Below are 12298 nucleotides of genomic sequence, written 5' to 3' on the forward strand. Positions count from 1 at the left end.
CCACACGTCAGGAGACACTGTTGTCTGAAGCCGAACCCGCCGTCCTCTACGAGGTGAGCGATCACGTCGCCGTGGTGACCCTGAATCGCCCCGACGCCCTCAATGCCGTGAACGCGGCCGTGTCCGTGGCGGCGGGTGCGGCTCTGGAACGAGCGGCGCAGGATCCGCAGGTGCGGGTCGTCATCGTCACCGGCGCGGGCCGGGCGTTCTGCGCCGGTGCGGATCTGAAGGAGATCGCGGCCGGGCGTAACGTTCACGATCCGGACCACCGGGAATGGGATTTCGCCGGAATCGTGCGGCACTGGATCCCCAAGCCGGTGATCGCGGCGGTGAACGGATTCGCGCTCGGCGGCGGAACCGAGATCGTCCTGTCGGCGGATCTGGCCGTCATCGACGAGCAGGCGTCGCTGGGGCTGCCCGAGGTCCGGCGCGGACTGATGGCCGCCGCGGGCGGTGTGCTGCGCATCCACCGGCAGGTGCCGCCGAAGATCGCCGCGGAGATCGCGTTGACCGGACAGCCGATCTCGGCCGCGCGAGCCTATGAACTCGGCCTGGTCAATTCCGTCGCCCCGGCCGGGGGAGCCCTGGCCGCCGCGCACGAGCTTGCCGCGGCCATCGCGGCGAACGCGCCGCTGTCGGTGCAGCAGAGCAAACGTGTGATGCACGAGAGCGCCGCCGCGCACACCGGATGGGCGGAGGAGGATTGGAAACTCAGTCGCGACGCCGCTCGCATCGTGATGAGCAGCGAGGACGCCAAGGAAGGTCCGCGGGCTTTCGCCGCCAAGCGGGCGCCGCAGTGGACCGGGCAGTGACGGCGATGCGCCGGATCGGCCGGGCCACGGCAACCCTGTGTAAAACATGAGACAAATATCGATTGACGTAATATGTAAGCGCATGTAGTGTGGGTCACAATCGGGCAGGCCGCGAAACCGCCTCGCCGGAACCCGGTGTCCACACATCTCGAATCATCCAGAAATCCCGACGCCGGATCGCCGGCCGTCCCGGCTGGTGGCGCCGAACTTCTGCGAAACACACCACGCCCGAAGCCATTTCACTACGCGAAGGACAACGATGGCTGCGACAATCGCCTCGGCTCTGTACTGGTGGGCCGAAACCGAACCGAGTCGTCCCGCGCTGATCGTCGGCGACGAGACGCTCACCTATCGGGAACTGCAGGACTGGTCGAGCCGGGTGGCGCGCCGGATCGTCGAGTTCGGGATCGCGCCGGGTGACCGCGTCGGTGTGCTGGGCCCGAACTCGCTCACCTGGCCCGTGCTGGCTCTCGGCGTGCTCAAAGCGGGCGCGGTGGTCGTTCCGCTGAACCCGCGCCTCACCGCGGCCGAACTGCGCAAGGTGCTCGACGATTCCGGCGCGGTGCTCACCATCGCGCCCTCGGAGTTCGCCGAGCGGATCGAGCAGACCCGGCAGCTGGGACCGGATTTCCGTGCCCTGAGCTTCGACGACTTCACCGACCTGCGCTCGGGTGAGCGGGACGACTTCCGCATCGATGTCGGGCCGGAGGAGCCCATCGCGCTGCTGTTCACCAGCGGCTCGACCGGAGTGTCCAAGGGCGTCATCTGTACCAACCGGACGGTGTTGAGCATCGTGTTCGAGGCGACGCTCACCGAGGAGGGATTCCGACCCGGCTGCACCTCGCTGTTGTTGCTGCCGCTGGTGTTCACCCCGGGACTGGTCTGGGGCGTGCTGATGAGCGTCGTGCTCGGCAATACGCTGATCGTGGAGAAGGAGTTCAAGCCCGGTCGCGCGGCCGGACTGATCGCCCGCCATCAGGTCAACGCGATGTTCGGGGTTCCGCTGATGTGGGAATCGGTCGCCAGAAGCGCGGAATTCGCGGACGCGGACATGTCCTCGCTGCGCACCGCCATCATCGGCGGGGCGGCGGTCTCGCCCGCGCTGCTGAAGGCGTGGGCGGACAAGGGCGTGGCGCTGCGGCAGATCTACGGCATGACCGAGGCGGGTGGCGTGGCCACCGCGACCCCCCGGGCCGAGGCCTTCACCCATCCCGAAAGTTGCGGGGCGGGTTCGATCTTCACCGAATTGAAGGTGGTGCGCGCGGACGGCACTGAGGCCGATCCGGGCGAGGAAGGCGAGATCGTCGTGCACGGGCCGGGTGTCACGCCCGGCTACTGGAACGATCCTGCGACCACGGCGGAGGCGCTGCGGGACGGCTGGCTGCACAGCGGTGATCTGGGCAAGCGGGACGAAGGCGGGCGGATCACCTTCGTCGATCGGATGAAGGACCTGATCATCACCGGTGGGATCAACATCTCGCCGGTGGAGATCGAGCGCGTCATCGGTGATCTGGACGGCGTCGAGGAGGTGGCGGTGATCGCCGCGACCGACGAGCGGTTCGGTGAAACCCCCGCGGCCATCGTGACAGTGAGCGGCAATGTGGACGCCGCGGCGATCGTCGAGCACTGCAACCAGCTGGTCGCCGACTACAAGGTGCCGCGCTATGTGGTGATCCGCGACGAACCGCTGCCGCGGCTACCCAGCGGCAAGCTGGCCAAGACCGCGATCCGCGACGAATACCGGGACGTCACAATACGATTCGAGAAGGTGCGATGAGTTCGGAAACCGACCCGCAGGCCGACAGCAGTCCGGTGCTGCTCGAACGGGACGGCGAGATCGCCATCCTGCGGCTCAATCGCCCGGATCGGCTCAATGCCTTCACCGACGAGATGGGTGACCGCCTGATCGCGGCGTTCGACGAGACCGACGCGGACGACACCGTGCGCGCGGTGGTGATCACCGGCACCGGCCGCGGATTCTGCGCCGGGGCCGATCTCGCCGCCGGCGGCGATACCTTTGTGCTGGAAGGCGATCCGGGCACCGGCGGCGCACCCGCCGATCAGGGCGGCCGGGTATCGCTGCGGATCTATCGTTCGCACAAGCCGGTGATCGTCGCGGTCAACGGCCCCGCCGCGGGTGTCGGCGCCACCATGACGTTGCCCGCCGATATCAGAATCGCCTCGGACACAGCTAAATTCGGCTTCGTGTTCACCCGGCGCGGCCTGGTCCCCGAGGCGTGTTCGACCTGGTTCCTGCCCCGCGTGGTCGGCGTGTCCACGGCCCTGGAGTGGACGCTGAGTGCTCGGATGATTCCCGCCGCCGAGGCCCTGGAACGGGGTCTGGTCCGCGAGGTCGTGCCCGTCGAGCGAGTGCTCGATCGCGCGATCGAGGTGGCCCGGGAACTGGTGAAGGGCACCGCCCCGGTTTCGGTTGCGCTGACTCGTCAGATGATGTGGCGGATGCTGGGCGCCGACAGTCCGGAGGTTGCCCATCGGGCCGAGTCGATCGGCATCTTCGTGCGCGGTACGTCGGACGACGTGCGCGAGGGTGTGGATTCGTTTCTGTCCAAGCGTGCTCCTCGATTCCCCGACCGGGTGTCGGACGGGCTTCCCGAGTTGTTCGAGGCACCCGAGTTCAACTCGGTCAGCCAATAGCCTTGTCGCGCAGCCGATTCGTGCCCTCCTGGTCGGCTGAGTCCACGCGGGCTTTCAGGGACTCGGCCGGCCGCGACGGTTACGGCTTGCCGTCGCGGTTCTCGGGGCATAGTTCGGTGATCGGGCCCGCTGGTCGTCGACGAACGTCGCCCCCACACCGGCGCCCACAAACCGACCGGCCCCCGAGCCGGATGGAGCAAAGCCAGCAGATACCGCAAGGCAGCCCGCCGCCGCGACGCCAAACGTCTGCACGCTGCCCCGAGGAATCACTGGTCAGGAAGTACGCTCCCCGCGCGAGCGGGGATGAGCCCCGCAACGCCAATCTCCCGCCCCTGCTTCAGAAACGCTCCCCGCCCGAGCGGGGATGAGCCCAGGACGTTGTGCCGGTCGATGACCATCTGCCCGTGCTCCCCGCGCGAGCGAGGATGAGCCCATCGCCGTCGCGAGCGCGACCGGCAGCTCCACGTGCTCCCCGGCGCTCGTGGCGATAACCGGACACTCGAATCGCCGAGCATGTCGGCGGCAGCGGTCACACGAACCAGACGGGCGCGGTGCAAGGTGACCGTCACCATCGGTCGGCACAAGCACCGGAACATCGTCCACCCGCCCCTGCTGGGGTGGGCAGCTCCGGCGGAGCCGAGCCTCGATCGTCCTTTGGGAACGTGGGCACAAGGCTCGGCTCCGACCCCAAATGAATCTCTCCGGGTTTGGTGCACACCTTCTTTCCTGGGAAGGTTGTGGGCATCATGCCGAGCAAGTACGACGCGGAGACCAAGGCCAAGGCTGTTCGTCTGGTCATCGAGCACCGTGATGAGTATCCATCGGAGTGGGCCGCGCTGACTGCGGTCGCGGGCCGGTTGGGGATGCATGCGGAGACTCTGCGGGGGTGGGTGCGGCAAGCGGCGGTGGACGAGGGCAAGGCCGAGGGGGTTTCCACGGCGGCGGCCAAGCAGATCCGGGATCTTCAGCGTAAGAACGCCGAGCTGGAGAAGACGATCGAAATCCTGAAGGCCGCAACAAGTTTCTTCGTGCGGGAGAGCGACCCGCGACACCGTTGATTTGTGAGTTCATCGCCGGGCATCGTGCTCGGTTCGGGGTCGCTCCGATCTGCCGTGTGCTGACAGCGCACGGCTGCAAGATTGCCCCGAGAACCTTCTATGCCTGGTTGCGGCGGGCTCCGTCGAAACGAGCTCTGTGGGACGCAGCGATCACCGAGGTCCTTGCCGGTTACTACGATCCCGACGAGCACGGTTTCCGCCGTCCCGAGTCGCTCTACGGGGCGGAGAAGATGTGGGCTCACCTCCAGCGTGAGGGCATCGAGGTCGCCCGGTGCACGGTGGAACGGCTCATGCGCGCCCGCGGCTGGCGCGGGGTGATGCGTCGCAGGAAGCCACCGATCACGACGGTGGCCGATCCGTCGGCGCAGCGGGCACCGGACCTGGTCGACCGCAACTTCGGGGTCCACACACCGAACGAGCTGGTGGTGGCCGATTTCACCTATGTGCCGCTGGAGAACGGCAAGTGGGTGTACACGGCGTTCGTCACCGACGCGTACGCACGCCGGCCGGATCGTCGGCTGGGAATGCTCGACCGACAAACGCACCAGGTTCGTCGAATCAGCACTGCGTCAAGCTGCTGCGCTACGCAAGCGTGAAGGTAACCCGTTGCTGGGCAACACGATTCACCATTCGGATGCGGGCTCGCAATACACATCGGTGCGCTTCGCTGAGTCGGTGCTGCTGGCCGGGATGGTGCCGTCGATCGGAAGTGTCCGGATAAGCATACGATAATGCGTTGGCCGAGACCACAATTGGGCTCTACAAGCAATGCCGCGTAGTTAAGCGGTGGTGTCGGTTGTCGAGTTGCCTTCTGGCTGTGGTGGTTGCGGTGCCAGCCATTGGCGGTTGAGGCGGTAGCGTCCACGACCGATCCGGTCGAGGAACCCTTGGTCGGTCCATCGGCCTATTTGGCTGCAAAGGCTGCGGTAGGGAACGTGTTTCAGCGCGTGGGCGATCTCGCTGGGAGTCCAGTCGCGGCCGGGGTCGGTCCGCAGGAGCTGCAGCACTTGCTGGCGGTGGCCCGGGTCGGTAGCACTTGTGGGGTGTCCAGACGCTTCGGTGTGTTGTGGGTCGGTGAGCGCGGAAAGTTCCAGACCGATGACGGCTTGGCTCTTGGCAGGGCGCTTACCGGTGAGCGCGGTCCCGTAGCGGGACATGGGGCATTTGACCTTGTGGGCGCTGATGCGCGGACGGCGGCAGGCAGGCGGTTGTCCAAAACCGCTCGGGCGATTGCGTTTTCGGGTGAGGTGTTGCTGGTGATGTTGGTTGCGGTGACGATCTGGTTGACGGCGGCGGTCAGGGCGACGGTGAAGCTTGCCCGGTCGGGGTCTGTGCCCGGAGCGGTTTCCACGGCGTCACACATGGCGCGGCGCAACGTCTGATAGATGGTCAGGGCGGCCCACATCTCCTGCTCGAGGCCGACCGGGTCGGTCGAACGCAGAACCCGTCCGCGAAACATGGTGTGGCGCAACGCGAAGAATGCCGACTCGATCTCCCAACGCTCATGATAGAGGCGAGCGATCTGGATCGCTGGATCGGCGCGGTGATCGAGCAGGGTGGTGATGATCCGGTAGCGGTCACCCACGCGGGATCCGTCGGCGCAGGTGGCAGTGATCTGGATATCGACGATGCGGAAGCGGTAACCGTTGATCCTGGTCAGCACCGATCCGTCGGGCAGGGTGGCCCACACGGCCGGGCGACGGCGGGAGCTGAGCCGGACCACGAGCTGGGCGCCGGAGGCGGCGACCCGGGCGAGAATGTCGTCGCCACCGAAGTTGCGGTCGGCCAGCACCAGCATCGTATCGTTCAACAGCGGCACCAGACTGGCGGCGTAGTCGGTCTCGCTACGCTTGATCGAGCCGAAGACCGCGCCGAGCAGGCCGCGGGTTCCGGTCTCGCACAAGGTCAGGACCCGCAGATGCGGATAGCCCTCGGTGCCGCCGCGGTATCGAGTGAACTTGCCCAGCCGCATCCGAATCCGCTCCTGGTCGGGAGCTTGCAGCGAGCCGCAGCCGTCGAAAGCCACAGTGCGCCAACGCCGATAGCACACGCCCGGGACGGCAGGCTGCGCCAGCGGGCCAGCGACTACTTCGAACAATGCCTTCAGCGGCGTGACTCCCAAGCGCCGGCGAAGATCCCGTAGCCCCTTCTCCGAGGGGCTACGGAGGCGTAATGGTCCCAGCCCGGCGATCAGCTTGTCCCAGACCCGCTCGTAGCCCAGTGTCGGGAAAACAGCCAGTGCCAGAACGAAATACACACCGACGCGCGAGGGCAGCAAGCGGGTACGACGCTGCACCGTGCGGGTCCGGGTGAGAACGTCATCGATCAATTCGAACGGCAGGTACTGCGTGAGTTCGCCGAGGTGACCGGGCGCGAAGATTCCCCCGGCCACGGTGATGGTGCGGGTGAGTGTCGTAGTGACAGACTGGGAGGGCAACGGGACCTCTCGGATGCAGGAAGACCTTGGACGGCTTCTCTGCAATAGCAGAGGTCCCGTTGTTTTGCCTCCCCGACACCCACTTTCGGGATCACCCGAGTTGACCTGCCTCCCAACGGCTTAACTACGCGGCATTGGCTCTACAAGACCGAAGCGATCCGTGCGGACTCCCCGTTCCGCCGCGGCCCGCTGCGCGACATCGGCGACGTGGAAGCGGTCACCTCCGCCTGGACAGCCTGGTACAACAGCAGCCGTTTGATGCACCGCCTCGGCCGCAAACCACCGGCCGAGTACGAGGCCGACTACTATGCCAGGGCCACCTGTCAGCAGACCGGAATCAAATAAACCGGTGTGTACCGAACCTGGGGTGGTTCATTCTGGGCGTTCGTACGCCGCTGGGGTGACCCGGACCGGGACTAGGTTCTGTCTCGAAGTGAGTGATGGGGTGGCACCGCGCAGCGGTGCCACCCCATCAGCATGTTCGACCGAAGCTGTTGCCCGCGTTGGCATATAGGCGAGGTCTCCGGTATTCGGATTAGCGACCAAGCAAATCTGAATAGCACCGGAGACCTCGTGGCCAGCGTAGCGGTGGCGGGGCGTGCGGACCTGACCGATGCCCAATGGGCTCGGCTGGAACCGTTGCTGCCCTGCGGGAAGAAGGCGGGACGCCCGCCGAAGTGGACAAAACGTCAGCTCATCGACGGGATCCGGTGGCGGTGCCGGGTCGGGTCGCCGTGGCGTGACGTTCCCGCCGAATACGGGTCGTGGCAAGCGGTGTATGGGTTGTTCCGGCGGTGGCAGCGGGCCGGATCGTGGGCCGCGATCGTGACATCGCTGCAGGTCCTGGCCGATGCTGCCGGGGTGATCGACTGGCAGGTCAGCGTCGATTCCACGACCACGAGGGCCCATCCCCATGCGGCGGGCGCCCGCCGCGAGGGCGGCGAGCAGGTCGAACCGCCAGCCGGTCCTGGTGAGTGCGAGCCTGCTGATCATGGGCTGGGGCGTTCGCGGGGCGGGTGGACCAGCAAGCTGCATCTGGCGTGTGACCAGGGCTGCCGAGTGTTGTCGGTGATGGTTACTGCTGGTCAAGCCGGTGACAGTCCGCAGTTTCAGGCGGTGCTGAACGGCATCGCGGTGCCGAAACTCAGTGGTGGTCGAGCGCGGGTGCGTCCGGAGCGTGTACTGGCCGACAAGGCGTATTCCAGTCGCGGGAATCGGGAGTGGTTGCGTCGCAATGGGATCAAGGCCACGATCCCGGTCCCGGCGGATCAGGCTGCGCACCGGCGCCGTCGCGGTGGTGGCGGGGGTCGGCCGTATGCGTTCGATCCGGTGATCTACCGTGACCGCAACGCCGTCGAGCGGGGCATCAACCAGCTCAAACAGCATCGGGCCGTGGCAACCCGGTTCGACAAACTCGCTGTCCGCTACCAGGCCACGATCCACATTGCGGTGATCAACCAGTGGCTCAGACACTCCTGAGGCAGGACGGGCCACAGGCCCGTCCTCCCTCACTTCGAGACAGAACCTAGATGCCCGGGACGAGTCAGATCTTGGGACGTTGAGTTCGGGTTGGCGAGCGTGCGGGCCGTCAGTGCTCGGTCCGCAGCTGAAATTCCCGTCGTCGTTCCGTGCGCGGCATCGACAGTCACGCATTGTCCTAGCCCCGCTGCCGAACCGTAGCGATGTGTAGGCGTTGCCTCGGGTAGCAGCAGTCGATCGCATACATCTTCAGGCAACGCGACCTGGAGGAATCCGGTCGAATGTCGGATCATGAAGGCAATCTGCGCAGTTGATGCGTGCTCGGCGGATTCGACCAGGACAATCCGGTCCGCTACGACGAGGACGACGAGTGTCCCCGCAGCGAGGGCGTCGGCCCCGTGCACGAGGTCATTTGCCCGCTCGGTACGGCTAATCATAGGCGTGGACATGGTTCATCTCTCAAGATTGCTATGCGACGCACAGTTGGGGTGCAATTCGGAGTGGGTTCCGAAAGTCCTCGCGTGATACACCAGCGGCCGACTGTGATTATTTTCGGCGTGAAGGACGTCAGCGAGGACGATAATATGATCTCCGCCCTCCTCGAGTCGACTGACTTTGCAGGAAACCCAACCGGCGGATTCATGTAAACGAGGAGTCGTATCATCTATTCTCCAGGAGACGTCCTGAAACTTGAAACTCCCGCCCTTGCCTGCAAATTTCAATGCGAGGGAGGACTGCCGACTTGAGAGGATATTCACCCCGAGGCGTCCGGAATGGGCTATGACTGCCAAGGTCTCGGAGCTCTTATCCAGTGCCACGAGAAGCATCGGTGGGGTCATGGACAATGATATGAATGCGCTGACGGTCGTACCGTAGGGTTGCCTGTCGCGCGTAGCGGTTACTACTGCCACGGGGGATGCTACGTGAGCCATTAGATCTTTGAAATCATCGTTAGGCGCAAGATGAGGGTCTGGCATAGAATTGACTTTCTACTGTCGGAGTGTTGCAATAGGCGGGATTGGTATTTTGAGATCTGTCATATTATTTCTGATAGCCAGCGCGGCCCAGGTCTCCAATGCTCGTTCGTCCAGTCTGTGTCCGAGCACTTCTTCGGCCTTTTTTATCCGATATATCACCGTATTGCGCACGACATATAATTCATTCGCCACGGCGAGTGCGCTGTGTTTGAGCCGCAGATAGGCTTCGGCTGTCGTGCGTAGCATGGTCATCTGCGGGTCATCGACGGCAAGTTCGCCGAGTTCGGCTTCCACAAACTGCAGCGCCGTAGCAGGGTCCCGGACCAGTAATGTGAGGAGGCGTATCGCGCGATGATCGATCACTTGGCTTCGCAACCCGGGCAAGGTTTGGACAGTGCTCTGCACATCCAATGTCTCGTGGTATGAGCGAATGAATCCATGCAGCCCGGCATATGAACTGCCGATAGCCACCCGGACTCGCTTGTGGTCGCAGACGGCTTGCGACCAGCGCTGTGTCTCGGTCATGTCGGTGGCGCTGCTACCCCAGGCATGGACAGCGAACTGCCCGTGCGGCAGAAATGTAAATTTGTCCGCACCGCGATTATGTAAAACTTCCTTTGCGATATTGCGCAATTCCGCAGTGTGCGGAGAATCGTTCGTTTCGGACCAAACTAGGACGGCGATATGGTTACGGTGCGATAGTGCGTAACCGAGCTCTCGCTCTGCTGCCGGTATGTCGGCGCAGTCGCCTTCTATTATATTGCGTACGGTTCGCTCGCGTGCAGCGGAAGTGGTCGTGTTCCATCGACAGTATTCGAGATCGTACTCGCGCCCTATTGCTTCTGAAAATTGGTCGAAAAAGTTCAGTAACACTGCAGATATCAGCTGTAGCTGTTCAGGAAGATCGGCAGCAGGAACGTGCTCCACGCAGGTTTTCATATACGATTCTGCCAGCCATCCATGACCCTTCCGCACTGCCGCCCATATAACTGTCAGCGGAATTTCTCTGTGCACCCATTCCCGGATAGCTCGCAGCGTATCGCCGTTTATCTCTGGGGTGCTCAGATCGCCAGCGTGAATCGCAAGAAGTGAGCTTAGCACTGAAGATTCGGTGCCGAGGCGGACCGTCGCAAACTGGGCGGGAGCCGTGCCGAAACCGGGATATATCTCAATACTGCGCCGGGCGATATCGATACCCACGGCGACCGCCCAATCGACAATTCGGGCATCGCCGACCTGTTCGATTGCCGATTGCAGAAGTTCGGGCGAACATACCGATTCGACACGCATATCTTCTCGGACGTGTAGATGCTGTATCCAACTACCTAAATCGGTGAACTTCTTCGGATCGGCTGCACCGTTGCTGCCAATTGTAATCACTGTGTACTGCTCCCGTATTCCGCGTAGCCCGCTCGGTTGCGACGGTCCGCAGCGGCATATGCGTGCTCAGTTCCTAAATGAACGGTACTCCCGGATCTTGGCCGGCGAGAACCCTGCCGTAGAGTTCTGCGTTGGTAGAGTCCAACAGGAATGAGTGGACGGACACCGTACGGATATCTCGGAGAATTGCCGGCAGCTTGTCCTTGGCGCGGATCGCGCTCCCACCTGATCCATTTTCGACGATTTCGCAGACTTCCCGGCACAGCTTTCCGGCCCTGGCGATGTCGGCCCGGCACCGAACACGCGTAGCGAGATCCCAGTCGGCACCGCTTATGGCGTAATGGTCAACCGTGTCCGCCATTCGACGGGCGTGAAATTCCGCTTCATCGAGTTTCATTCGAGCCTCGGCGAGCTGAAGATGCGTGATCGGCGCTTCGCTCTGCTGGGTATAGTTCGTATAGGTGATCCCACGTCCTTGGATTCTTTCCTCGAACAAGGCCAGTGCCGCCCGGGCCATTCCGATGGCAGGCCCGGTTGACAATGCGCACATCCTGGGAACGAATGGCGCCGTGTAATACGGATCCTTCGCGAGCGACCGGCTTCGGCCGTTGCCGTTCACGATATCCATAAACGGCATTGCACGGTGTTCGGGAACGAAGACGCTGTCGAGCTTGACGGTGTTGGAACCGGTGCCGATGAGGCCAGTGACATACCAGTCGTCCATGACCTCGAATTCGGACTTCGGAACGAGAAACGCGACGGGTGGCCCGCCTGCCTCGGGTAGTGCCGGTACGATTATCCACCCGGCATGATGTTGGCCGGAGCTGAAAGCCCAGGTGCCGCTGAGGGTGTACCCACCGGCGACCGCAGAGAATTTGCCTGTCGGGGCGAAAACGCCAGCCGTACGCGGTGCATCCGAGGCAAGGAATTCATCGAGCGCCTCGTCGCCGAATGCGCAGGCCATGTGGCTGACCGCAGTGTAGATCGACGCCACCCAGCTGAGTGATCCATCTGCGGCGGCTAACGTGGCCATTACCTCATACTGGATGGAAGCCGGTGCTTGCGAACCTCCGCGGTCGATAGGCAGGGACATTGCCGTCAATCCGGCGTCGATGAGTGCCTGAATAGATTCGTCGGGCGCACGTCGGAGGGTCAGTGCATCGGGTGCGGCTTGCGCGATCTTCGGTGCGATCTCTGATGCGCGATCGAGAAGTTCCTGCCCGGTCGGCTGGTTGGTAGCGATGCTCATTTCGGTGGCTTTCATTCTTCGGGACAGTGGCACTCAGGACGATGTATCGCTATGGGCGTGATCGGCCTGTGGCGGGTACTTCCAAGCGTCCACTCCGCCGCCTGGAGGGCGGGGTGCTGGCTCGATCTCGGATTCCCACGAGAAACGCTACGTGATCTGGGCCACAATATTCTTGCGCTCTGCGCAAAAATTTGCGCTTCAGTTTTTCGCTTTCCGCCAAAAATGAAGCCGTGTCCATCAGCTATAGACAC

8 protein-coding genes and 3 pseudogenes are annotated in these 12298 nt (G+C 63.6%); 6 read left to right on the forward strand and 5 right to left on the reverse strand.

What is annotated here, in order from left to right; translation table 11 throughout:
- Positions 1-20: 20 nt before the first annotated feature.
- From AC5WS7_RS37905 to AC5WS7_RS37920, 4 genes and pseudogenes are all read left to right on the forward strand, one after another.
- Complete coding sequence (locus AC5WS7_RS37905; protein ID WP_495959473.1) at positions 21-812, forward strand: enoyl-CoA hydratase-related protein; 792 nt, start codon at positions 21-23, stop codon at positions 810-812.
- Positions 813-1071: 259 nt separating this feature from the next.
- Positions 1072-2589 (forward strand): class I adenylate-forming enzyme family protein, encoded by a 1518-nt coding sequence (locus tag AC5WS7_RS37910; protein ID WP_495959474.1) that lies wholly within the window; start codon positions 1072-1074, stop codon positions 2587-2589.
- Positions 2586-3467, forward strand: a complete 882-nt coding sequence (locus tag AC5WS7_RS37915; RefSeq protein WP_495959475.1) for an enoyl-CoA hydratase-related protein — start codon at positions 2586-2588, stop codon at positions 3465-3467. Before AC5WS7_RS37910 ends, AC5WS7_RS37915 begins: the two co-directional genes overlap by 4 nt.
- Positions 3468-4213: 746 nt before the next feature.
- Positions 4214-5291 (forward strand): annotated as a pseudogene (locus tag AC5WS7_RS37920) (IS3 family transposase); the annotation flags it as partial.
- A 13-nt stretch (positions 5292-5304) separates the two neighbouring features.
- Here the strand turns inward: AC5WS7_RS37920 and AC5WS7_RS37925 are convergent.
- Positions 5305-6962 (reverse strand): annotated as a pseudogene (locus AC5WS7_RS37925) (IS4 family transposase).
- Between the two features lie 138 nt (positions 6963-7100).
- Between AC5WS7_RS37925 and AC5WS7_RS37930 the strand changes: the two are divergent.
- Both AC5WS7_RS37930 and AC5WS7_RS37935 read left to right on the forward strand, forming a co-directional pair.
- Positions 7101-7307: pseudogene (locus AC5WS7_RS37930) on the forward strand (hypothetical protein); the annotation flags it as partial.
- A 228-nt stretch (positions 7308-7535) separates the two neighbouring features.
- A complete protein-coding gene (locus tag AC5WS7_RS37935) occupies positions 7536-8441 on the forward strand; it encodes an IS5 family transposase (RefSeq protein WP_495959476.1) in 906 nt (301 codons plus the stop codon).
- Between the two features lie 29 nt (positions 8442-8470).
- Here AC5WS7_RS37935 and AC5WS7_RS37940 read toward each other — a convergent pair whose 3' ends face one another.
- The 4 genes from AC5WS7_RS37940 to AC5WS7_RS37955 all read right to left on the reverse strand — a co-directional run bounded on the left by AC5WS7_RS37940 (position 8471) and on the right by AC5WS7_RS37955 (position 12062).
- Positions 8471-8890 (reverse strand): 3,4-dihydroxy-2-butanone-4-phosphate synthase, encoded by a 420-nt coding sequence (locus AC5WS7_RS37940; protein WP_495959477.1) that lies wholly within the window; start codon positions 8888-8890, stop codon positions 8471-8473.
- A 3-nt stretch (positions 8891-8893) separates the two neighbouring features.
- Entirely contained in the window at positions 8894-9418 is a 525-nt protein-coding gene (locus tag AC5WS7_RS37945) for a flavin reductase family protein (RefSeq protein ID WP_495959478.1), read from the reverse strand.
- A gap of 12 nt (positions 9419-9430) precedes the next feature.
- Positions 9431-10798: a PucR family transcriptional regulator gene (locus tag AC5WS7_RS37950; RefSeq protein WP_495959479.1), complete on the reverse strand. Its 1368-nt coding sequence runs from the start codon at positions 10796-10798 to the stop codon at positions 9431-9433.
- Positions 10799-10871: 73 nt separating this feature from the next.
- Positions 10872-12062: an acyl-CoA dehydrogenase family protein gene (locus tag AC5WS7_RS37955; protein ID WP_495959480.1), complete on the reverse strand. Its 1191-nt coding sequence runs from the start codon at positions 12060-12062 to the stop codon at positions 10872-10874.
- Between the last annotated feature and the right edge of the window lie 236 nt (positions 12063-12298).

This window comes from Nocardia sp. PLKS1-43 (assembly GCF_059510335.1).

Bases quoted from the DNA above. Each gene is read 5' to 3' on its own strand.
- AC5WS7_RS37910 (WP_495959474.1), top strand. From the start codon at position 1,072: ATGGCTGCGACAATCGCCTCGGCTCTGTACTGGTGGGCCGAAACCGAA.
- AC5WS7_RS37915 (WP_495959475.1), top strand. From the start codon at position 2,586: ATGAGTTCGGAAACCGACCCGCAGGCCGACAGCAGTCCGGTGCTGCTC.
- AC5WS7_RS37940 (WP_495959477.1), bottom strand. From the start codon at position 8,890: ATGTCCACGCCTATGATTAGCCGTACCGAGCGGGCAAATGACCTCGTG.
- AC5WS7_RS37945 (WP_495959478.1), bottom strand. From the start codon at position 9,418: ATGCCAGACCCTCATCTTGCGCCTAACGATGATTTCAAAGATCTAATG.
- AC5WS7_RS37955 (WP_495959480.1), bottom strand. From the start codon at position 12,062: ATGAAAGCCACCGAAATGAGCATCGCTACCAACCAGCCGACCGGGCAG.